This is a genomic window from Dyadobacter sp. SG02 (assembly GCF_900109045.1).
Classification (GTDB): domain Bacteria; phylum Bacteroidota; class Bacteroidia; order Cytophagales; family Spirosomataceae; genus Dyadobacter.
On the sequence record NZ_FNYL01000028.1, the window covers coordinates 1 to 23,559 of the forward strand.

Genomic DNA, 23,559 nt, shown 5'->3' on the forward strand with positions numbered 1-23,559 from the left:
GGCCCGTATCTCAGTGCCCGTGTGGGGGATCAACCTCTCAGCTCCCCTATCGATCGTCGCCTTGGTGGGCCGTTACCCCGCCAACTAGCTAATCGAACGCATGCCCATCTATCACCAATAAATCTTTAACAAATATCACCATGCGGTGCCCCTGTTTTATGCGGTATTAATCCGGGTTTCCCCGGGCTATCCCCCAGTGATAGGTAGGTTGCATACGCGTTACGCACCCGTACGACAGTGACATTGCTGCCCCTTCGCCTTGCATGTATTAAGCCTGCCGCTAGCGTTCATCCTGAGCCAGGATCAAACTCTCCATTGTAAATTTTGATTTGCTACATAAGTAGCCTTGATTCTATTCAAACGAGTTTTTCTTACTCTTTTGGTCTATCTCATCATGTCAAAGAACAGTGCCAATCGCGCTTTCTTTCCTTCTTGTCTCTCGCGTCGTTTGCGATTGGGATTGCAAAGGTAGAAAAGAATTTTTCAACTGCAATACCGGGTCAAGAAAAATCTGCTTTTTTTTGAAAGTTCTTCAACTATTCAAATTATTCAAAAGCATTGTACAATTATTCCCCGGAAAGAAAGGGATATTTATAGTTTTTCGGCGAAACCAGCGTCTCCTTGATAGCACGCGGAGATACCCAGCGAAGCAGGTTTAATACCGATCCGGCCTTATCATTTGTACCCGATGCCCGTGCGCCACCAAATGGCTGCTGCCCTACCACCGCACCAGTCGGCTTGTCATTTATATAGAAGTTACCTGCAGCATTGACCAAATGTCTGGTCGCATACTCAACCGCATAGCGGTCTTTGGCAAACACAGCCCCTGTCAATGCATACGGAGAAGTGGCATCTATGACGGGAATGATCTGCTCGAATTCATTTTCATCATACACATATATAGTAAGCACCGGCCCGAAGATCTCCTCGCACAAGGTTACATAATCCGGTTTGAAGGCCTGAATAACGGTCGGCTCGACGAAATAGCCTTTGGTCTTATCAAAATTGCCTCCTGCGACGATTTCTGTATCAGAGCTGGCCTTCGCTCCATCTATATAAGAAGCGATCTTGTCAAACGATTTTTCGTCGATTACCGCATTGACAAAATTCGAGAAGTCCTCGACGCCGCCCATTTTGATCTCCGCCAGATCGGCCAGCATATATTCTTTTACTTCTTCCCACAAATTGGAAGGAATGTAAGCCCGGGACGCCGCAGAGCACTTCTGGCCCTGGTATTCGAACGCACCGCGTACTAGGCCCGTAGCGACCGCCTTCGCGTCCGCAGACTTATGTGCGAGCACGAAGTCCTTACCGCCTGTCTCGCCCACGATTCTTGGAAATGTCTTATAGGTAGCGATATTCTCGCCAATCGTTTTCCAGATCGTTTGGAACACCTTGGTACTTCCTGTGAAATGCACACCGGAGAAATCAGGATGCTTGAAGATCACGTCCCCGGCTACCGGGCCATCTGCTAAAACCATATTAATAACACCATCCGGCAGCCCCGCTTCTTTGAATACCTTCATAATCACATTGGCCGCATATACCTGCGTAAATGCCGGCTTCCAGATCACCACATTACCCATCAATGCAGGTGCCGCTGGTAAATTTCCGGCGATGGCAGTGAAGTTAAATGGCGTGATCGCGAAGATGAAACCTTCCAGCGGCCGGTATTCCATGCGGTTCCAGACACCCTCCGATGAGATAGGCTGCTCTTCATAAATATCCCGCATAAAATTCACATTAAGACGCAGGAAATCAATGATTTCACAGGCCGAATCGATCTCTGCCTGATACGCGTTTTTGGATTGACCCAGCATGGTCGCCGCATTCATTTCGGCGCGGTACGGGCCAGCGATCAACTCGGCTGCTTTCAGGAATATTGCCGCTCGTTGCTCCCAGGTGAGCGAAGCCCAGCCTTTTCTGGCTTCCAAAGCCGCATCGATCGCTTTGGTGACATCTTCCTTACTACCCTCATGAAAATAGCCCAAAATGTGTTGATGATCGTGCGGCGGCGATACCACCTTTTTATTCTGCGAATAGACTTCTTCGCCTCCTATGTATTGCGGTATATCAATGGTTTTGGCACGGGCATCTGCAAGTGCTTTTTTGAGCTCCGAGCGTTCCGGACTGCCTGGTGCATAGCTTTTAACCGGCTCGTTTTTAAGTGCCGGTACATTGAAAATTCCTATCGACATGTTATTTGGTTTGTTATATTGATTTTACTATTTAATAATACTGAACAAAATTATCCCGCGGCACGATCCCCGGAATGCTTTCGCTGCAAAGTACCATTCAGGTCTTTAATTTGAAAATCCATTTAAAAGTTGCCAAAATAACTGACCTGCTGGGATTTTAGTTAAATTTGCGCTCCTATTTTCCGGATCAATTTATATCAAAATGATATTCTACAGTACCAAAACTGCCGACTTGAAAGCATCCCTGGAAGAAGCCGTTTTCAACAGCCTTCCGCCCGACAACGGTCTCTACATGCCTGAATCCATCCCGACAATTTCCGGGAAATTTCTGGCCGATATTGAAAATAAATCCTTCAAAGAGATCGCGATCGAGGTGACCGCTACGCTTTTGGGCAGTGAAATTACAAGAAGCGAAATTGAATCCATCATCGATAGCGCATATGATTTCGAAGCGCCGGTTGTGAAGATTACCCCGAATGACTATGTGCTTGAACTGTTCCATGGGCCGTCCATGGCTTTCAAGGACTTCGGAGCCCGGTTCATGGCCGCTATCATGTCTTACTTCCTGAAGCGTTCCAACAAGGAAATACGCATTCTCGTAGCGACGTCCGGGGACACTGGCGGCGCGGTTGCACAAGGATTTTATAAGGTGCCGGGTATTTCGGTAACGATCCTGTATCCGAGCGGGAAAGTAAGTGATATCCAGGAAAAACAGCTTACTACCCTTGGCCATAATGTGACCGCCATCGAAGTTGACGGAACGTTCGACGATTGCCAGCGCCTCGTAAAGGAAGCATTCCTCGATCCTGAATTAAGTGCAAAATATAATCTTGCTTCGGCTAACTCCATTAATATCGCCCGGCTCATCCCGCAGTCGTTCTATTATTTCGCGGCCTATGCACAGCTGAAGAAATTTGGGAAGCCGTTGGTGATTTCGGTACCGAGTGGAAATTTCGGAAACCTCAGCGCAGGTCTTCTCGCCTATCGCATGGGATTGCCGGTCCAGCATTTCATCGCGGCCACGAATCTGAACAATGCGGTACCACGTTACCTCGAGTCCGGTGCTTACGAGCCGGTGCCTTCGATCGAAACGATTTCCAATGCCATGGATGTGGGCAGTCCGAGCAACTTCGTGCGGCTGATCCGGTTTTTCAACGACGACTGGAAATCGGTAACGGAAAAAATTTCGGGTGCATTCTTCAACGACGAGCAAACGCAAAAATCGATGCGCGAAGTTTTTGGTAATGCCAACTATGTGATGTGTCCGCACACGGCCGTCGCTTACCGTGGCCTTCAGGAATACCGGAAAAAAACAAAGGGTGATTTTATCGGCGTGTTCCTCTCTACCGCTCATCCGGCCAAATTTATCGACCTGGTGGAAGAAACATTAGGAAAAAGCATCAATGTACCGGAAAGATTGAAATCGCTGCTCGATATTGAAAAAGTGTCAATCAAAATGAAACCTGACTTTTCGGATTTCAAATCACTATTAATGAGTGAGTTAAAATAGATATTGTCAAATTTAATGCCCCTGAGATTTGAATATTTGACTCAATCCGGGTAGAAGCACGTGAATTTTAAAATCTAAAAGGCCCCGAAGTGATGAACTCCGGGGCCTTTTTCTATCTCTGCCAAAATTTTCTCTAGTTGATCACATCACCTCTCAAAATCCGGAAGCGCTTCCTCGACTCGGCGACGAAGATGCTGCCCGGATATTTTTCCATCAGTTCCTGGTACAACTTCATCGCTTGGTCTTTGTCGTTGAGTTTCTCCTGATAGAGCTTAGCCATCGTGAAGAGCGCGTCGTCGCCGTACAGGTCGTGGCCAAATTTGGAATACAACAATTTCAAATCCGCCATTGCCTGCTGGTTGCTGTCGAGTTTAATGTAGGTCTTCGCAGTGAGCCAGAGAATCTCGTCGGCCAGGCTGTGGCCTTCATATTTCTTATACAATTGTTTCAAAGTATCGATCGCCTCGAACTTCTTGTTCTGGAACAGTTGCAGTTCTACTGAAGAGTAGGCCTTCATGGCTGCTTCGGTACTATCGAGCCCTGTATTATCCATTATTAATAGGGAAAGCTCATTGGCATCGTTGGCGATCTCGCGGCTTGTTGCTTTTTTGAGAATATCGAGAACCGCTTTGGCGAGTTCGAACTCTCCTTTGAAGTAATGCAGTTTTGCATTCCGCAGCTTAGCTTCGTAACCTAGTACGTCGTCTTTTTGTGATTTCTCAACTTGCGAATACACGAGCGTAGCTTCCCAGGGCTCGCCTTGCAACAGATAAATATCGCCAAGATCCAGCTTGCATTTATCTACAAAACTCTTCTCCGCTTTGCCGGCCTCGATAGCCGTCTGCAATATCTCGATCGCTTTCTTGAAGTCATCCATATAGAATGCATTCAGAATCGCCATGTTACGCAACGCCTCGATCGTACGCACATTCACGCCCAGCTCGTCCACCAGTTGCTGGTATTGCCCCAGCAGCTTTTGTACCTCGCTTCGTTTGATAGGATAGGTATTTTTAACCTGCTCCTCACGAGCAAAAATGGCCATTCTGCGCGCCACCGGATAAAGCTGACCTTTCGGGTATTCCTTCACCAAATGGTCAAAAATCGTACCGGCATTGGTATAATCGTTATTCTGCAACGCCAGCATTCCGAGGTTGTAGAGCCGCGAGCCATTGTGTTTGAAACGACGGTCGAGCGCGCGCTCCTGGATGAATGCTTTGTAAAAATCCTTGCGCTGCACCTGGTACCAGATCAGCAGTTCGTTGTAAAAACCTTCCTGAGGGAATTTCTGGATCTTGTCATATAATACTTTTTCCAGCAAGGCCTGCTCCTTTTCGTCTTTTGTAAAGTCCTGAAGCATATTCTGAACGACCTCGGTATTCTGGTAACGCATACCATAAGAAAGCAGCTCGTCGATCATCTTCTCCGGCTGGTTCAGATCGCGGTAGACACTTGCCAGTTCGAGCTGAAATATGTCGTAGCGCTTCGCACTCTCACGCGCTTCGAGCAAGATATTCTTGGCCCATTCCGACTGGTTTTGCGCCCGGAATTCCTCCGCCAGATCGCGTTTAAGCTCCGTTCTCGCACCGGATGCGGTAATGACCTGTTCGTACTTTTTGGATGCCTCTGTGGCCTTCCCTTGATTCTCAAGCATAATGCCCCAGTTCAGGTAATACCAGGCGGCATTGTTGGCATCTCCTTTGATCTGCTTTTTGAAGAACTGCTCGCCATCGCCCCAGGCCTTGCTCTTCACAATGCAGCTGGTGTAATTCTTAAGCGAGATTTTTTCAAATGAGCTCTTCAGGAATGAAGAGTAATAACTAAGCGCCTTCGGACAATCCCCGTTTTTGAAATATTCCTCGGCCAGCTCCCGCTCCCCCTGCCCGAACGCCGCGGCCGCCCCGGAAAGCAGAAATCCTATCATCAAACAGCTCGTAACCCTTTTCATAATAGATAAAAAAAACTTTTTCCTTTAGTTATTATCATTCATTGTGCCTGTGGATTTGTGAATAAACTCCTTATCCACTGTAGATTAACATACTTATTCACATTTTGTGGATAAGTATGTGTAGTTATCCACTGTAGGAATTTTGAAAATCAACATTTAAGTACTTGAAATACAAGTTAGGAAATATTCTGTACACATTGGAATGTGGGTAAACGCCTTTAGTTGACTACTTTTGTTATCCACAGTTTCTAAAGTGTATCAACGTACTGTTAACTCTGATTTGGTTGCTGGTTATCCACTGCAGGACGAAATCCACTTTTTTATCCACACATATTAGGGGTTATCCACAAGGTTGTTCACATTTTCACCCCTCTTACCAACAAAATTTCGGCGTTATACACATAGTTATCCACAGACTGTAGACAAAAATGTCGTTATTTTTCTTCAGGAATCGTGATATTGATGTCGTTCAACTCGAAATTTGCCTTCAAAAGGATCTTATCAGGCATGTAATAGACCGGTTCGGGCTGCAGTTCCTTGTCCATTTGGCCGGTGTCCCACCTTCTGTTCCGGTTTTTGTCGATTGTGATGCGTAAAAAATATTTTCCTTGAGGAATATTCTTGAAAGTATAGGGCGATTGGTAATGTGTTTCGATCACTTTGAACTGCTCGTCGACCAGGTCGAGAATGAAATGCACGGAAGTGTCCGCATTGGTTACGCGGCCGCGGATCACGCCGTAGTCTTCTTCCTTCAAAATAGTGTGCCGTAGCAACGTTTTTGGAAGCGTGTCGCCTTCTACGCTGATAATCGATCCTTTCGGAATGTCCCATTTCACCGTGTCTTTGGCGAAAGATTTCGCATCGATCGTGAGGATATTATGGTTTTTATTCCAACTGTATTTGAATGCACTCAGCGGCTCATGCGTGAGACTATCGGAGATTAATGCGATTTTCTGATCGTCGAGCGTGCGAATGGATTTGTTCAGAATGATCTTGTAGGTGAAGGTGTTGGTAAGCGGCTTATTTGCTTCCGGGATGGTGGTAAGCGACATCGGGTCGAGCTGGCGCTGTTTGCCACGTTGCGCCTGAAATGCGATTTTTTGTTCGAATTCACCAGATACTCCCAAAGAATCCAAAGTTTTGAGCTTAACCAAAGTGGTATCGGAATGCGATTCTACATTGAAAAATTTGAGGTTTGTACCGTTCGGTTCGAGCATGTAGGGAAGTGAATCCTTGTTCACGAAGGTCACTTCGACGTTCTCGATCGGCTTGCTGAATACGACGGTATAGTTATTCACTTTCGGCAGCGTGCGCTGAACTTTCAATAGAGTATTGTCGGAGAGATACATATTGAGGTGATACGTCGCGGAATCGGTGCCGGCGGTAATTGTTTTACCGAGAAATCCCATCCGCTCATCCTTCGCATTGTAAAGCATATTCCGGTTTTTATCGTCGATCGCGATCAATTTGTATTGTCTTGTCTGAATATTTTCGATGGAAAAAACGCCGCTGCTGTCGGTTCGGGAGAAGTAATAGGGCTTTTGTTTGGCGATATTGAGTGTGTCGCTGACGTTGTACAGGCCCACAAGCGCATCGAAAATAGGCTTGTTGGTGCGGATATCTTTCAGTGTCCCGTACACGCGCCCGGAGTCGAGAGAACCACCGGTACTGAAGACAATTTTGAGGTTTTTCGCCGGATTTTTTTCGGCATAATCCTTGATTGCGTCGCCGAAATTCAGCGTAAATGTGGTGCTGTCCTTGAATTCGTTTTTGAACGAAAGCGATACCGACATGCCATTTTGCTTGTAGGAGTAGGGGTTATCGGCCTCGGGCGTGATCACCAGCTTCTGGTTAATATTGTCGACCACGACATATTCGTCGAAGAATAGCTCGATTTTTTTTCCCTTAAAATTGAGGGTTTTATTCATGGGATTACTCTCCAGAAGTGTGGGGGGAATAGAATCCCTTTTTCCCCCGGTAGGCGGGACTTGCTGTGCGCAGCGTTCGAAGAAGAACAGTATGAGGATGGCAAATACAATCGTTCTAAGCATTTTCAGATGAATTTAAAAAGCCCCCAATACAGTGGGTATTGAGGGCCGTTTGATGTGTTAGTACTGGTCAGTTTTTCGAGATAATGTAGATCAGGCTGGAAGTATTGAGTTCCTTATTGGTGCCGGCGCGGCCTTTCAAATTGGATTGGAGACCGGTGACCGCACTATCGATCAGATTCGTTTTGCTGCTTTTATATTTCGTGCTGAGCATGCTTACGTAAAAGGAATCGAACCACATCGGAAGTATCTTTTTTACCGACAATCCATGCCTTTGGAGAAGATTTCTCATGGTGGTGCGGGTGAAATGATACAAATGCCGCGGAGCGTCGTAGGCAGCCCAAAAACGGCCATATTTGGCGGCGTCATACGACTGCGGATTGGGTACCGCGATGATGAGCCGGCCATTTGGTTTCAAATGGTTCTGGAGCCAGTCGATCGTTTCGTTCAGTTTATGGACGTGTTCCAGTACGTGCCACATCGTGATAATATCGAACTGTTGCGCTCCGGGACTGTCTTCAAAAACGCTTTCAAACAGTGTTGCCCCTACCCTTTTTGAAGCCACTTCGCGCGCGCCCGAGTCCGGTTCGGTACCAGAGATTTCCCATCCATCCTGTTTCACTGCACTTAAAAAATTGCCGGTTCCGCAACCGATATCGAGCAATGTTCCTTTCGGTTGAACCAGGCTGTTGATCAGCTTTACCTTTTCTTCGATCGTATGATTTCGAACGGAAGTGTACACTTTGCTCATCAGATCTTTGGCTTCGTCGTGATGAGAAATATAGTCCTGCGATTCATAATATGCGCCGATCGAGCCTTCGGAAGGGCGCGGATTGGTGAATAGAAAGTAGCAGGAATTGCATTGCTGGATCGTGAATTCTTTGTGCGAAACGGTATAATCCTCCACATTCAGGTAATTGCTGAAACTGGATTGCTGGCATACCGGGCATTTGTCGAGCGTTTCTAAAGACATTAGCGGCCTATGTAAAGCATTAAAACAGATATATCCGAAGGGCTGACACCGCTGATGCGCGACGCCTGGCCGATCGTGGAAGGACGTGTTCTTTTCAGTTTTTCACGCCCCTCAAAGGACAAGGAAGTGACCACATCATAATTGAAATTGTCAATAATGGCGAGGTTTTCCAGCTTATTCATTTTCTCCACGAGCAGCATTTCTTTCTCGATGTAGCTGTCGTATTTCAGATTGATCTCCGCCTGTTGAACGGAATCGACGCCATATTCAGCAAGGAGTTCGGTCACTACCGGACTTGCTTCGAGTAGCTGGTCGATGGAAATTTGCGGCCTTCTGAGCAGTTGCGCGATGGCGATTTTCTCGCGGATCGGTGCGGTGCCTATTGTCTCCAATGCACCGTTGATTTCATCGGGTGTAAGTTTGGTAGCATTCAGTTTGCCGATGATCTCTTCCGTTTCGTGTTTCTTTTTCCGGACTGCTTCTACCCTCTCATCGCTGGCTAGGCCGATCTCGTAACCCTTTTCAGTGAGTCTCAAATCGGCATTATCCTGGCGGAGCAATGTGCGGTATTCGGCGCGGGATGTGAACATCCGGTAAGGTTCTTCGGTACCCTTGTTAATAAGGTCGTCGATGAGCACGCCGATGTACGCTTCCGATCTTTTGAGTACGAATGGGTCGAGATCATTCACGTTCCGGTGTGCATTGATGCCGGCCATCAATCCCTGACAGGCGGCTTCTTCGTAGCCGGTCGTACCATTGATCTGCCCTGCGAAAAAGAGGTTCTTCACGAGGTGAGTTTCGAGCGTAGATTTCAGCTGTGTCGGCGGAAAATAGTCGTACTCGATCGCATAGCCTGGGCGGAACATTTTGGCGTTTTCAAAGCCAGGGATTTTCCGGAGCGCGGCGTATTGAACATCCTCTGGTAGCGAAGTCGAGAAGCCGTTGACATAAACTTCCACGGTATCCCAGCCTTCGGGTTCTACGAAAATCTGATGACGGTCTTTATCTGCAAAGCGATTGATCTTATCCTCCACCGATGGGCAGTACCGGGGACCAAGTCCCTTAATGCGACCCGAAAACATCGGCGATTTTTCGAACCCGGTTTTCAGTACATCGTGTACTTCCTGATTGGTGTAGGTGATCCAGCAGCTGCGTTGTTTGGCGAGCGGCTTGGTATCGGTGTAGGAGAACTTGGCCGGGTTTTCGTCACCGGGTTGTTCTTCCATTTTCGAATAGTCGAGGGAGCGGCCATCCACGCGCGGGGGCGTGCCGGTTTTCATACGTCCGGCTTCGAAGCCCAGTGTCACGAGTTGTTCGGTCAAGCCGGTCGCGGATTTTTCTCCTGTACGACCTCCGCCGAAATTCTTTTCACCAATATGGATGAGTCCGTTCAGGAAAGTACCATTCGTCAGCACGACGGCCTTGGAGCGGATCTCAATTCCAAGACTTGTTACCACACCACATGCCTTGCCGTCCTCGACGATAATATTCTTCGCCGTGTCCTGCCAGAAGTCGACATTCGGATTGTTCTCGAGAATGGACCGCCATTCCTCAGCGAATCTTACGCGATCGCTCTGGCAGCGCGGGCTCCACATCGCCGGTCCTTTGGAGAGGTTCAGCATGCGGAACTGGATCATCGTTTTATCGGAGACGATCCCCGACTGTCCGCCTAGCGCGTCGATCTCCCGGACGATCTGTCCTTTCGCGACGCCACCCATGGCGGGGTTGCACGACATCTGTGCGATGGTATGCATATTCATTGTGATCAGCAGCACCGACGAACCCATCGTCGCTGCGGCAGCTGCGGCTTCGCATCCTGCATGGCCTGCGCCTACCACGATCACATCATATTCCTGAAACATATTATTAGTCACTTGTTAAACCACTTTAATTAAAGTGTTCCACGTGGAAATTTAACTAGAACAGGCTAAGATACTCATCTTCTTTAGCCCTCATGGCCGTTTTAAGCGCTTCACTTGAGTCTTCGTACCCTGTGAGGTGGAGAAGTCCGTGAATAAGCACACGGCGCATTTCTGTGTCAAAATCGGTGTGGAACGTTGCTGCATTTTCACGTACCCTGTCTACACTAATGTAAATATCCCCCTCCAATTGATTGTCTTCCTCACTGTTGTCAAACGTAATGATGTCAGTGAAATAATCGTGGTCGAGATACTGCTTGTTGATTTCGAGAAGGTATTCGTCCGAACAGAATACATAATTCAATTGAGATAACTCATAACCTTCTGAAATTGAGGCGTTTTTAATCCATTTCTTTGTTTTTAACGGATTAACAACCTTAAAATCAATGTCTTCCGAGAAGAAACTTACCATGTTTTATAGCCACGCACCATTGCCCGTACAAGCGGCGCCCGGTGCGTGATATTTAAATATTTGATCGTAAATAATTTACAAACTTACGAAGTCTACCATTAAGAACATGAAAAACAAGGGATAGCGTCTCAAAACCCCCTGTTAAAAAGAGTTAACGCTATCCCCTACCCTAGCCCAACAAAATGGGCGTATGATCAGTTCTTGGCCTGGTATTTACGGAAGTAGGTGTCCACCTCGCGTTTGTAGAATGGTGAGAATGTAGGCGGTATGGTGCGAAGCAGTTCGGTTTGCTTCTCTTTCTCGCGAATGTATTTTTCAAATGCCGCAGGCGGCTGTTTCGGAAGTTGCTTCGCGCTTTGTGCTTTGCGTTGCTCGTCCTCGTCCTGCTCTTTCATCGCCTTCTCCGATTCCAGCAGTCGCGTGGTAATTTCCTGGTTGCGCTTGATAAGCTCTGGTGTCACGCGCTTGTTCACGAGGTCGGTTTCAGTCTCGTCCATCTTCTCGGCGATGTCCTGCAACTCCTTACCGAATTGCTTACCCTGCTCGGTCCCCTTCTGCTGCTCCATCAGTTCCTGGATCATCTTGCGGATCGCGGCTTGCTGGGCCGCCATTCTGGCAAGCTGTTCTGACTGGTTGCCCTGGCCTTCCTTGCCTTGCCCGAGCTTTTTCATTTGCCCGTTCAGTTGTTCCTGCATTTGCCCGGCGCTCGGCTGCTGGCCTTTCTGCTTGCCCTTTTTGTCCTTACCCGAGCCCGGCATGGACATGGCCATTTGTTGCTGCATCTGGTTGAAGACGTCGCTCAGCATTAATGCCAGATTGTTCATGGAAGTCATTGCGAACTGCTGCTTCGAAGTAGCGACATTAATCTGCCGATCCTTGATGCTCTTCACGCTCTCGTTCATGTACGATTTCATATCATTCAGCTCGCGGGTGATAAACGACTGGATCTGTACCACGCGGCTGGCCAATGCGTACAGGCTGTCTTCGACGATCTTCGCGTCGTCTTTCAATTTCAATTGCTGCTGGCCGAGCTTCACGAAACGCGGGTCTTGCAGGCTCACGCCGCGAAAGTCTTTCATCAACGTCTCCTGGTCGAAGGACAATGTGATCAGGTTTTCCAGAATGTCGCGCAATGCATCGAGATTTTCCTGCATTTGCTCCATTTCTGCCGACTCCATTTGCTCCTGCATCGACTGCGCCATTTTCTTCATCGACTTTGCCGCGTTTTTTTGCGACTGGGACGCTTTCTGGTTCTGTTGCTTGTCAAGCTGCTGCTTGCTCTGTTCCATCTGCTCAGAAGCGTTTTTTTGCTCCTCCTTCTGCATATCGAGCTCCTGTTCCAGCTCCTTGCTCATTTCTTCGATTTCCTTGCTGTTTTCCTGGGCTTTTTTGAAATCGTCCTGGATTTTTTCCTGCTCTTTTTTAAGGTCTTCATTCTTGCCCTGCTTATCCTCAGAATTTTTGTTCTTGTCGTTCTGATCCGATTTCTCCGCGAGGTCCTCTTCTTTATCGGCCAGATCATTCAGTTTTTCGGCCAGGTTTTCCATTTTCTGCTCCATTTGCATTTGCTTGAAGAGCTTCATGGTCCTTTCGAGTTCTTTTTCGAGGTTATTCTCTTTATTGCGAAGCTTTTCGAGCATGGTCGACATCCGCTCGCTCTGTTTTTGTTCCAAAAGCTTTTTGAGCTCTTTGTACAGCTTCTCGGTATCCTCGTCCATGAGGTCATTCATCAGCTTCTGCAACTGCTCTATTTTTGCCTGCAACTCGGGGCTTTGCTGGTTGAACTGCCGGGCCTTTTCATTTGCGTCCTGATGCTTGTCCTTTAAAGCCTCCAATTCCTTCATCAGCTCCTCGCGCTTGCGAAGGACTTCTTCAATTTGTTTCTGTTCTTTAAAATCGAGTTCCTTGTTGCTTTTGAGGCGATTGTCGAGGTTTTCAATATCCTTTTGCAGGCTCTGCGCTTTTTTCATCGCAGACTGCATCTGGTTCTCGGTTTCCTGCTCCGATTTGCGTACTTCCGCTTCCAGCTGATCTTTGGACGGAACAGTGAATTGTATCGAGCGCGAACGGGCGCTTTTCGCGCCATTTACGCCGTCGTTATCCCACACCTGGGCATAATACTCGATTTTGTCGCCCGGCGCGAGTTTGAGGCTGTCTACGTACCACTGGAAGAAAAAGCTCTGGGTATTGACAGTTTTGTTAAATGGAATAGGAATGCTCTTCGGTGCCGCGGGTTTGTCCTCATTAGCTCTTTTAACAGAATAGAACATTCTCAGCTGTGAAAACCCGTAATCGTCGCTGATCGATCCGCCCAGCACGAGGTAATTGTATAATGTGGTATCCTGGAAATTTTCAAGGTTCATCACCGGGTATTTGTCGGGAATGACATTGATGAAATACCCTATTTTGTCGGAATTGGTCGTCTGGTCGTTTTTCAGGTTTACCTGGTATTGCGCCGATTTCCTCACCGTTCTGCGGATTTCAAAATGATCGCCATCACGCTCTTTCGCCGTGTACAATGCCGAATCGTTCTCGAATTTGATGGCTAGTGCCCTGGTGGAAGAAGTATTGAAATTCCATTCGACGGTCGTGCCTTCCGGTACCGAGAGGTTTCCTACATTGTTCAGCCCTTCGGAAGGTTTGTTCAGATACGCAGGATAATGCAGGTTCACATCAAATGATAACAGGGACGGCCGTTCGTTTACTACAATGCGGTATTCGTCCGAAGCGTAACCAGCCGCGTCGAAAGAGAATGCGACGTCACGTTGCAGGTTTTTGAACGTGTAGGAAAAATCTTTGGCGCTTTCCTGCGTCAGTTTGAAGCGGGTACCATTCTGTACTAGGTAAACAGCCGATGGCAACGCTTCTCCCTGCAGCTTTAATTTTAATGTAAAATCCTCATTCCGAAATGCTTTCAGGCTCTTGTTTTGAAGTTCGAAAGAGAATGGTGCGTAGGTATAGTTTTTCTGAAAATGGATAATGCGCTCGGAGCTGGAAGAGAAAAAGGAGGGATTAAAAAGCAAAATCACCGCAATGGCCGCCAGCGGATACACGGCGTATTTCAACCTTTTTTTGTTCTCATTAAAACGAATGGCATCCGAAAAACGGACGATGAGTAGCTGGCTGGACTTCTGCCGGATACTCGCCTCGATCAAATCCGATTGCATACCCGTGAGATTCCGCAGCTGCAATGTATTCACGAGCTTATCTCCTACCTCAGGAAAATACTGGCCGATCTGTAATGCGGCCTGCTCGTCGGAAAGCGGTTTTCTTAACCCGTACAAATGGATCAGCGGCTGCACGACCCATTGCACGAACGAAAACACCAGTACGGCGAGGAAGCCGAAAAACAGCATCCCGCGCACCACCGAGCTGAACCGCCCGAAATATTCGATTGTGTTGAAAAACAAAAAGACAGTAAGCAAAAGGGCAATAGAAAAGATCGCACCCTTGAGTAACTGGTTCTGATAATATTTCTGACGGTATTCCTGAATGCGGAGCAACAGGCCTTCCATTGAGGTAGTGAAAGGAGCCATAGTGGTCTAGGTATAACTGTGAAGTTTCTATAACGTGTGCGGCAAGCAAAAATTACCGAATGTCCACACGCGTAAAAAACAAAGAAATATAGCGAATTACTGCCGCATTTACCCGGAAAATGTCGAAAAATCCGGGCATCGTCACACTTGCGCTCCCTGCGTCAGGCGCAGAGGAGCCGGGCTCCCGCACCTTGTTTGGGCATCAGAGCGAAATCAACAAGCCGACCGAGGCATAGTTGATCCAGTTAAAATTGTAGATCTTGTCATTATCGGCCCCGCCTTCGAGCATGCGGTAACCGAGCTTCACCGCTATCGTATTATTGAAGTTATAGGCAATGCCACCGAAGATATCCTCCGCGCGTCCCTGCTTCGCCGCGAGTGCGTCGCCTTCGAGGATGAAGGACCAGTGGTAGGCTGGTTTCCATGAAGCATAGAAATTAATGAGTGGTACAAAGCCGAGGTTATCGTAATGTGTATCGGCATACTCACTCTTGAACCGGATGTCGGCGTCGCGGATCTTGCCCGTGAGCCCCGCCCCCACCCTCCACTTTCCATTCGCGAAAAAATCGTAGCGGTAGGTAAGCCGGTACGAGTTGAACCGGTAGTCGACATTGACCGGCTGGCCGGGGAGGAAGTTGTTATTGTTAAAATTGGTGTTCTGCGAAAGCGCCCCGCGGTAGTGAAGCGTGAGCGGGGCAAACAATGCGGAGATATTGTGGCGGTTACCAATCCGGTAACTCGCACGAATGCGATAAAACGCACTCCGATCCAGGTCGAGCTGCTCTGGAAGATTCACGCGCGTACCGGTGCCGCTCGGAATTTGTACTTTATTATAACTGGTGCCTGATATCAGCCCGCCTTCGATGTCGAAATTGAATTGTGCGGATACAGGCGTATATACGCTGCATATGAGGACGATGAGTAAGCAAATGGCGGTTTTCATAGACAGCATTAGTACATAAAAAAACAAACAACCCGGGAGCGGATTGTTTGTACAAAATTGATGCCTGAAGAAAATTCAAATCGGCCGCTCCGCGGCGAAATTATGCCGGAATTGCCTCGGACGAGTTTTTCACCTCCCTCACGAATGCTTTAATATCGTTTTCAAGGTCGGTACTCTGTTGCAGCACGCGGATGAACGCGCTTCCGATGATCGCTCCGGCCGCGTGACTCGAAGCTTTCGCGAATGTGTCGTGGTCTTTGATACCAAAACCAATCAGTCGCGGGTTGCGGAGGTTCATCGCATCCAGTTTTTCGAAGTATGCTTCCATATCGCCGCTCACGCCGGATTTCGAACCGGTGACGCTGGCGGAGGAAACAGTGTAGATAAAACCTTCGCTCACTTCGTCGATCTGGCGAATGCGCGCTTCCGACGTTTGCGGCGTTACCAGGAAGATATTCAGCAAACCATGCGCGTCGAAAATAGATTTGTATTCATCCAGGTACACATCCATCGGCATATCGGGAAGAATAAGACCGTCCACGCCTACTTCGGCGCATTTGGCACAAAACGCTTCGATACCAAATTGCACTACCGGGTTGAGATAACCCATGAGCAGCACCGGCACGTTGATCGTCTCGCGCATATGCTGCAACTGATCGAAGAGAATGCGCACGGACATACCATTTTCCAGCGCGCGGTCATTGCTTTGCTGGATGGTCTCACCGTCGGCCACAGGATCGGAATAGGGCATACCTATCTCCACCAGGTCGGCGCCGCCATCCTGCAATGCCTTCAATACGCGGGTTGTGTCGTTCAGTTCGGGAAAACCAGCCGTGAAATACACGTTCAGCAATCCTGCGCCTGACTCGCCGGCGACATTCTTATTAAAATTCTGAAATAGACTTACAATGCGGTTCATTCTTGTGTCCAGTAGTCAACAACCAATACTTTGTCCAGGTGTGGTTCCAGGACTTTTACAAATGCTTTGTGCTCAGGATGCGGCAAATACACTTCACGTCCCGCTTCGCTGTCGAAACTCACGAAAAACACGTGTGTGAAACCTTGTGCCAATCCTTCGGGGCTGTTGTTGGTACCCCATTCAAATCCCTTCACTTCTTTGACCTTTGAAGGGAGTTTGCGGAAAGCATCTTCCACTTCTTTTATCTGCGCAGGCGTTGAGGAATCCTTGAATTTGAAAAGAACAACGTGGCGCAGCATTTTTTTAGGTGGATTTGAATGTGAAACAAACGACATGGTGCTGAAAAGGACCATGGAAGCAAGCAAAAAGAGTTTAAATCTCTGCATATGGTGGTATGGATTAAGTGATCCTGAACTAAGCTGAGCAGTTGAGGCATTCGCCTTCGTCGCTGAATTTCAGGCGATCGAACTCGCCCAGTTTTTCTTTCATTTCAAGGATCTCGTCTTCCATATCGCAGCGTTCGAAGAGCGACAGTTCACCTGAGTTTACCTTTGCTTCCAGTTCCTGGATTTTCAATCGGAGATCGAAAACCTCTGGCAGTGTCAATGTAGCCATGTGATGTTGTATTGAGGTGAGAATTAATCGATGTATTTCATATAAGTGCCCATATCCTTGTCGCCGCGGCCCGAGAGGGTCAGTACCACCGTTTCATTCTCCGAAGCGCCCAGACGGCCCAAAACGGCCAGTGCGTGCGACGATTCCAAAGCGGGGATAATGCCTTCCAGGCGCGTGAGCTCGAATGCAGCCCGCACCGCCTCGTCGTCGGTCGCCGAAAGGAATGTTCCGCGGCCGCTGGCGTAGAGCCATGCGTGCTGAGGACCGATGCCCGGGTAATCCAACCCCGCGGAGATAGAAAATGGTTCCACCACCTGGCCGTCTTCGGTTTGCATCAGGATGGTACGGCTGCCGTGAAGCACGCCGGGCTTGCCTAATGCGGTCGTAGCAGCCGAATGGCCGGAAGTAAGGCCCAATCCCGCCGCTTCCACAGCCACGAGTTTCACGCTTTCTTCGTCGAGGTAGTGGTAAAATGTACCTGCCGCATTGCTGCCGCCGCCTACGCAAGCTACTACATAATCAGGTGTTTCTTTGCCGATATGCTCTTTGAGCTGATAACGGATTTCTTCCGAAATAACGGACTGGAACCGCGCTACCATATCAGGATAAGGGTGCGGGCCTACCACCGAGCCGATAATGTAATGCGTATCGACCGGGTTGTTGATCCAATGCCGCATGGCATCGTTGGTGGCATCTTTCAGCGTACGCGACCCGCAAGTAGCCGGGCGTACTTCCGCGCCGAGCATCTTCATACGCGCCACATTAGGCGCCTGGCGCTCGATATCGACCTCGCCCATGTACACAATGCATTCCAGGTTCATCAATGCGCACACGGTAGCGGTTGCTACGCCGTGCTGTCCGGCACCGGTCTCGGCCACGATGCGTTTTTTGCCCAGGCGCTGCGCCATCAGGATCTGCCCGATGGTGTTGTTCACCTTGTGCGCGCCGGTGTGGCAGAGGTCTTCCCTTTTGAGGAAAATGTTGGTTTTGTATTTTTCCGAAAGCCGGTTGGCGCGGTAAAGCGGCGTGGGCCGGCCTACGTAATGGCGTAGTAAATCGTTGAATTCCTTTTGAAAAGAAGGGTCAGCGAGCACTTGAAGGTAGTTCTCACGCAGTTCTTCCACATTAGGGTACAGCATTTCAGGAATAAATGCGCCCCCGAAGGTGCCATAATAACCGCGGTCATTTACCTGATACGACTTCTTTTCTGCAATTGATTCCATAAAAATTAAGCTTCCGCTTCTTCTTGTTCTTTTACGCGAACTAAACTAAACAACTCTTCCAGCTTGGCGATGTCCTTCACGCCCGGTTCGGTTTCGAACTTGCTATTGACGTCGATGCCGTAAATGGGGTGTGTCTGGGATAAGGTGATGATCTCCTCGATATTGTCAAGCCCGATGCCGCCGCTGAGGAGAAAAGGCTTTTCGTTATCGTATTTGCCCAGCAATTTCCAGTCGAAAGCCGTGCCGTTGCCGCCGGGGTTTTCGCCTTTGGTATCGAACAAAAACAGGTCGCAAAACGATTTGTAGTTGTTCAGCATCGCAAAGTTGAATTTCTCGTCGATCGAGAATGCCTTGATCACGCTCACCCCTTTCTGGCGGATGCTGCGGCAGATATCGGGCATTTCGTTGCCGTGCAGCTGCACATATTGCAGGTCGTATTTTTTGACCATGTTCAGGATGTGGCCGGGGTTTGCATTCACAAACACACCTACTTTTTTGACGCTCTGGGGAATGCTGCGGATGTATTCTTCATTCAGTTCTTCACCCACAAAGCGTGGTGATTTCTCATAGAAAATAAACCCTATAAAATTGGGTTGTAGAGCTACAACTTGCTCAATGTTGTCTTGCTGGCGCAATCCACAAACTTTAATTTTCATAGAACCAGAGGATTTAAATTGCTATGTTGAGTTAAGTTTTGTTGCAAACCTGCAAGTGCGGCTCCGGGGTTTACAGTTTTCATAAAGGTTTCTCCGATCAAAAAGCCTTTGTAGCCGTGTTGATACAGCTTTACAATGGTTTCGGCATCTTTCAAACCACTTTCTGAAATCTTCACAAATGCATCGGGAATCTGTTCGCTCAATGCGATCGATGTCTCGATCGACGTTTCGAAAGTTTTCAGGTTACGGTTGTTGACACCGACGATGTCGATATGCTCGCCTACACTTACAGCCAATTCTTCCGCATTATGGACTTCCAACAATACTTCCAATCCAAGATCGTGCGCTCTGCGGCTCAAATAAGTGATTTCCGAAGGCGTAAGGCATGCCGCGATGAGCAGGATCACGTCCGCACCGATCGATTTCGCTTCGAAAAGCTGGTATTCGTCCACCATGAAATCTTTCCGGAGCATGGGGATTTGCGGGTTCGCTTCCCGTGCTGCTAGGAAATCGTCGAACGAGCCGCCGAAAAAATCAATATCAGTGAGTACGGAAAGGCCCACGGCACCTGCATTCACATAGTCCTTCGTCACGATTTCCGGACGCACATCAGCATTGATAATGCCTTTCGAAGGGGATTTCCGTTTGAATTCCGAGATAATGCGGGGTGAAGTAGATGATCTTAAAGCCGTGGCGAGCGAAGTAGTTGGGCGCGAGAACAGTGGCTCCTTTTCCAGATCGGAAATAGACCGCTGCTTTTTCGATTCGCTGATTTCTTCCTGCTTTCGGGCGATAATTTTTTCTAAAATATTCATCTAAAATGCTGTAACTGCAATTATAAAAAGGGAGAAATGCTTCCTCGCTAACTATTCTTCAATCAATTTTTTGAAAGCGGCCAATGCTTTCTTGCTTTCGAGCGACTCGCGCGCGGTTTCCACGGCATCGGTGAGCGACAGTGCCGGATTGGCACAATAGAGCGCCATCGCCGCATTGGCCAGCACCGCCTGCTTCTGCGAGGACGTTGCCGTGTCGTTCAAAACATTCATAAAAATCCGGGCTGATTCTTCGACCGTTTCGCCGCCGGATAAATCGTCGGCGCGCAGAGTTTGAAGCCCTAAATGAGAGGGGGTAAGAACTTGCTCGGAATGAGCGGTAATAATTTTAAAAGCACCTGTCAATGACACTTCGTCGTATCCGTCTAATGCGTGAAGAACCAGAAATTGCTTATCCGTTTGTTGGTAAAGATAAGCAAAAAGACGCGCTAATTCAAGACTAAATACGCCCACAAGCTGTTTTTTCGGCGATACCGGATTCACCATCGGACCGAGCATATTGAAGAAAGTTTTCACGCCCAATTCCTTTCTCACCGGTGCCACATTTTTCATAGCGGGGTGGAAAAGAGGGGCATGTAAAAAACATACACCCGCCTGGTCGATCTTCCGTTCGAGGTAATCCTTATCGTTCGTGAACTTCGCACCCAGGTATTCCAGCACGGTCGATGACCCGCACATGGACGAGACGCCGTGGTTGCCATGCTTCGCCACCCTTTGACCAGCTCCCGCCAACACAAAACACGAAAGCGTCGAGATATTGAATGTGTCCTTGCCATCGCCGCCGGTCCCGCAGACGTCGATCGGATCGTAAGCCGACAAATCAACAGAGAGACAGAGTTCGAGCAAACCGTCGCGGAAGCCTTCCAGCTCTTCCACGGTAATGCTTCTCATGGCATAAGTTGTTAAAAATGAGGCTATTTCTGAATTGGAATACTTGCCGGTCCCAATGCCCATTAAAACGTCTTTGGCTTGCGTCTTGTCAAGGACTTTATATTCAAAAAGATGGTTAAGAATGTGCTTCATGATTGGTTTACAATAGCTGCTAATATCGTAGGGTAGGTAGTGTTATTTCAATGCGGGGTCAGATCTGCAACCAGTTTTGCAGCATTTCTTTACCATGTTCCGTCAAAACCGATTCGGGGTGAAATTGGAGCCCTTTCACATCATATTTTTTGTGCGAAAGCCCCATTACCCTGCCTTTTTCGTCGACGGCGGTGATGGTGAGATCGTCTGTAAACGTCTCCGGAATGACCGTCCACGAATGGTACCGGCCAACTTTGATCTGGGACGGCAGACCCTTGAAAATGCGGTCGCTGGTGTCGGTAACGATGGCCGTGTCGGCAATGCCGTGCAATACGTCGGTCATATTTTCCAATTCGGCGCCGTACACCTCTCCTATTCCCTGATGCCCGAGGCAAATGCCGAGAATGCTTTTGGACGCACCGTATTCGCGGATTACTTCGTGCATAATGCCGGCTTCCGAAGGGATACCCGGCCCGGGTGAAAGAAGGATCTTGTCGTAATTTCCGACGTCTTCCAGCGCAATTTTATCGTTCCGGTAAATGTCCACCTGGTCGTTCAGCTCGCGGAGGATGTACACGAGGTTGTAGGTGAAAGAATCGTAATTGTCGAGAACTAATATTTTCATTTGGACGGTGATTTCAAATCGTTTTTAGAGTTCTTCTGCTACCTTGATGGCCTGGCGCAATGCGGCCAGTTTGCTGTTAATTTCCTGCAATTCGCTTTCCACATTCGATTTGGCCACTACACCCATTCCCGCGCGGAAGAAAAGCGTATTATCCTTGGCCAGGAACGTCCGGATCGCAATCGCATGATTGAAATCGCCATTGAAATCCATAAAACCGATGGCACCGCCGTAAATGCTGCGGTTGCTGGTCTCCATTTGGTCGATCAGTTTCATCGCATTATGCTTGGGCGCACCCGAGAGCGTGCCTGCCGGGAAGGTGTCGGCCACGAGTTGCAGCGGGTTTACATCCTTGTTCATCTTGCCCACCACTTTTGAAACGAGATGGATCACATGCGAATAGTATTGCACTTCCTTGTAATTCGTGACTTTTACGGCGTCGCAGCTGCGGCTCAGGTCATTTCGTGCCAGATCCACCAACATCACGTGCTCAGCGGTCTCTTTGGGGTCGTTAAGGAGGGCTTGTGCAGCTTCTGCGTCCGCCTGGTCATCTCCCGTACGGCGGAATGTGCCTGCAATCGGGTGGATTTCGGCCTGGCCGTTTTTGATGAATATCTGTTTTTCAGGAGATGATCCGAAGATCTTGTAATTGCCGTAGTCGAAATAGAAGAGGTAAGGCGAGGGATTGATAGATCGCAATGCGCGGTAAACATTGAATTCGTCGCCCTGAAATTTGCGGCTGAAACGACGTGAAGGAACGATCTGGAACACATCCCCGCGGAGGCAGTGATCGATGCCTTTCTGGATCACTTTTCGCATTTCATCGTCGGTAACGTTGGACGTTTCTTCTGCCGTAACATGGAAAGCGTACTGAGGGAAGTTCCGGTTCTTGATCAGGACTTCGATCTGGTCGATACCGCTACCGCCCTCTTCTGTTGTCTCGCCGTACTGGTGTTCAAAAATGTAAAGTTCGTTTTTGAAGTGGTTGATGGCGATAACGTATCTGTAAACCTGGTAGAAGATCTGGTCTATTTCCGTTTCGGGATTCGTCGGCTGTATTTCGATGTCTTCAAAGTAGGTGACCGCATCGTAAGTCATATGCCCGAAGAGGCCATTTGTGATAAAGGGAAACTTACTTTTCTCGGATTTAAAGCTCTGAGCAAACCCGTACAACTCCTGAACGGCGTCTTTACGGTTAGCAAGCTCGAAATTGGCTTCCGAACCATCCGGAAACTTCTGCGTTACCGTGCTGTTGTTGAGTTTGAATGAAGCGATCGGATCGCAGCAGATGTATGTGAAGGAGTTTTCGTTGCCGTGATAATCGGAGCTTTCAAGGAGGATCGTATTCACGAAACGGTCTCGGAGCTTCAAATAGATCGAAACCGGCGTCAATGTATCAGCCAGCAGCTTCTTGTGACGTGTGGTGATCTGATAAGTCTTTTCCAGGGTTTTCATTTGCAAATAGTAATGTAAAGTGTATAAAAAAACGGCCCGCTGTCAGATGAACAGCGAGCCGTTTGAATGTATATTTTGATTCTATACCATGCAATAGCCTTACTTGTCCATCTTGGAAGGATAAGTACGCCACCACCAAATAGTATTGAATAATTTCATAGTTGATTATTGCCTTGCGGCCGTTACGGTCACAAATATAGAAAAAAGAATAATTGCTGCAGTGTTTTGCAAAATATTTCTGCAAGATTTTGCAAAAGTTTATGTTGGAGAAACGTCTAAATCGAAGGGGCAACTTGGTTTAGTCCTATTTAAAATGCTGCCACAGTGTCAGTAAACGCAAAAAAGCCTCCTTTGAGGGAGGCTTTTATTGTTTAATAATTGTGGCGACTACCTACTTTACCAGGTTTGAACCAAGTATCATCGGCGGTCCGGGGCTTAACTTCTCTGTTCGGGATGGGAAGAGGTGAACACCCGGCCAATAGTCACCAACAAGCTCTTTGAGTTATCAATGATTGAATGATTGAATTTTGAATGATTGAATAATACTTTATTCGGTCATTCGGTCATTGTCACATTCGGTCGTTGACTTTCATGTCATATTGGAAGTAGAAGAGATGAAGGATAAAGATTAAATGTGCAAGCTGTTGGGTAATTAGTACTGCTCAGCTGAGTGTATTTCGACACGTATACCTGCAGCCTATCAACGTCGTAGTCTACAACGACCCTTAT

At 48.1% G+C, this 23,559-nt stretch carries 18 protein-coding genes and 3 rRNA genes; 1 reads left to right on the forward strand and 20 read right to left on the reverse strand.

Going from position 1 to position 23,559, the window contains the following annotated elements:
- Positions 1–319: ribosomal RNA gene (locus BMW93_RS34790) — 16S ribosomal RNA — on the reverse strand; the annotation flags it as partial.
- 247 nt (positions 320–566) lie between these two features.
- Positions 567–2,198 carry an L-glutamate gamma-semialdehyde dehydrogenase gene (pruA, locus tag BMW93_RS34795; protein WP_090387408.1) on the reverse strand — a complete coding sequence of 544 codons (1,632 nt, stop codon included), beginning with the start codon at positions 2,196–2,198 and terminating at the stop codon, positions 567–569.
- 202 nt (positions 2,199–2,400) lie between these two features.
- Between pruA and thrC the strand changes: the two genes are divergently transcribed.
- Positions 2,401–3,708 (forward strand): threonine synthase, encoded by a 1,308-nt coding sequence (gene thrC, locus BMW93_RS34800; RefSeq protein ID WP_090387410.1) that lies wholly within the window; start codon positions 2,401–2,403, stop codon positions 3,706–3,708.
- 133 nt (positions 3,709–3,841) lie between these two features.
- Here thrC and BMW93_RS34805 read toward each other — a convergent pair whose 3' ends face one another.
- The 18 genes from BMW93_RS34805 to BMW93_RS34890 all read right to left on the reverse strand — a co-directional run.
- The gene (locus BMW93_RS34805) at positions 3,842–5,653 is read right to left on the reverse strand and encodes a tetratricopeptide repeat protein (RefSeq protein ID WP_229241145.1); all 1,812 of its coding nucleotides are present in this window, start codon (positions 5,651–5,653) and stop codon (positions 3,842–3,844) included.
- Between the two features lie 434 nt (positions 5,654–6,087).
- The gene (locus tag BMW93_RS34810; protein ID WP_090387414.1) at positions 6,088–7,704 is read right to left on the reverse strand and encodes an Ig-like domain-containing domain; all 1,617 of its coding nucleotides are present in this window, start codon (positions 7,702–7,704) and stop codon (positions 6,088–6,090) included.
- Positions 7,705–7,771: 67 nt separating this feature from the next.
- Positions 7,772–8,674, reverse strand: a complete 903-nt coding sequence (locus BMW93_RS34815; protein WP_090387415.1) for a class I SAM-dependent methyltransferase — start codon at positions 8,672–8,674, stop codon at positions 7,772–7,774.
- Complete coding sequence (gene mnmG / locus BMW93_RS34820) at positions 8,674–10,536, reverse strand: tRNA uridine-5-carboxymethylaminomethyl(34) synthesis enzyme MnmG (RefSeq protein WP_090387417.1); 1,863 nt, start codon at positions 10,534–10,536, stop codon at positions 8,674–8,676. The genes BMW93_RS34815 and mnmG overlap by 1 nt, the downstream gene beginning before the upstream one ends.
- A 55-nt stretch (positions 10,537–10,591) precedes the next feature.
- Entirely contained in the window at positions 10,592–11,005 is a 414-nt protein-coding gene (gene ybeY / locus BMW93_RS34825) for an rRNA maturation RNase YbeY (RefSeq protein ID WP_090387419.1), read from the reverse strand.
- Between the two features lie 194 nt (positions 11,006–11,199).
- Complete coding sequence (locus BMW93_RS34830) at positions 11,200–14,520, reverse strand: DUF4175 family protein (protein WP_090387421.1); 3,321 nt, start codon at positions 14,518–14,520, stop codon at positions 11,200–11,202.
- Between the two features lie 223 nt (positions 14,521–14,743).
- On the reverse strand, positions 14,744–15,484 hold the full coding sequence (locus BMW93_RS34835; RefSeq protein WP_090387435.1) for an outer membrane beta-barrel protein: 741 nt from the start codon (positions 15,482–15,484) through the stop codon (positions 14,744–14,746).
- Between the two features lie 100 nt (positions 15,485–15,584).
- On the reverse strand, positions 15,585–16,403 hold the full coding sequence (trpA, locus tag BMW93_RS34840; RefSeq protein WP_090387422.1) for a tryptophan synthase subunit alpha: 819 nt from the start codon (positions 16,401–16,403) through the stop codon (positions 15,585–15,587).
- A complete protein-coding gene (locus BMW93_RS34845; protein WP_229241152.1) occupies positions 16,400–16,756 on the reverse strand; it encodes a Dabb family protein in 357 nt (118 codons plus the stop codon). Before BMW93_RS34845 ends, trpA begins: the two co-directional genes overlap by 4 nt.
- Before the next feature lie 61 nt (positions 16,757–16,817).
- Positions 16,818–17,018 carry a hypothetical protein gene (locus BMW93_RS34850; protein WP_015813244.1) on the reverse strand — a complete coding sequence of 67 codons (201 nt, stop codon included), beginning with the start codon at positions 17,016–17,018 and terminating at the stop codon, positions 16,818–16,820.
- A gap of 23 nt (positions 17,019–17,041) precedes the next feature.
- Positions 17,042–18,241 carry a tryptophan synthase subunit beta gene (trpB, locus tag BMW93_RS34855; RefSeq protein WP_090387426.1) on the reverse strand — a complete coding sequence of 400 codons (1,200 nt, stop codon included), beginning with the start codon at positions 18,239–18,241 and terminating at the stop codon, positions 17,042–17,044.
- Positions 18,242–18,246: 5 nt separating this feature from the next.
- Positions 18,247–18,897, reverse strand: coding sequence for a phosphoribosylanthranilate isomerase (locus BMW93_RS34860; RefSeq protein ID WP_090387428.1), 651 nt, complete (start codon positions 18,895–18,897; stop codon positions 18,247–18,249).
- Entirely contained in the window at positions 18,894–19,712 is an 819-nt protein-coding gene (gene trpC / locus BMW93_RS34865) for an indole-3-glycerol phosphate synthase TrpC (RefSeq protein ID WP_090387429.1), read from the reverse strand. The genes BMW93_RS34860 and trpC overlap by 4 nt, the downstream gene beginning before the upstream one ends.
- 51 nt (positions 19,713–19,763) lie before the next feature.
- Positions 19,764–20,753 carry an anthranilate phosphoribosyltransferase gene (gene trpD, locus BMW93_RS34870; protein WP_090387431.1) on the reverse strand — a complete coding sequence of 330 codons (990 nt, stop codon included), beginning with the start codon at positions 20,751–20,753 and terminating at the stop codon, positions 19,764–19,766.
- 58 nt (positions 20,754–20,811) lie between these two features.
- Entirely contained in the window at positions 20,812–21,378 is a 567-nt protein-coding gene (locus tag BMW93_RS34875) for an aminodeoxychorismate/anthranilate synthase component II (protein WP_090387432.1), read from the reverse strand.
- A 24-nt stretch (positions 21,379–21,402) separates the two neighbouring features.
- On the reverse strand, positions 21,403–22,830 hold the full coding sequence (locus tag BMW93_RS34880) for an anthranilate synthase component I family protein (protein ID WP_090387434.1): 1,428 nt from the start codon (positions 22,828–22,830) through the stop codon (positions 21,403–21,405).
- 378 nt (positions 22,831–23,208) lie between these two features.
- Positions 23,209–23,320: ribosomal RNA gene (gene rrf, locus BMW93_RS34885) — 5S ribosomal RNA — on the reverse strand.
- 141 nt (positions 23,321–23,461) lie between these two features.
- Positions 23,462–23,559 (reverse strand): 23S ribosomal RNA (locus BMW93_RS34890); the annotation flags it as partial.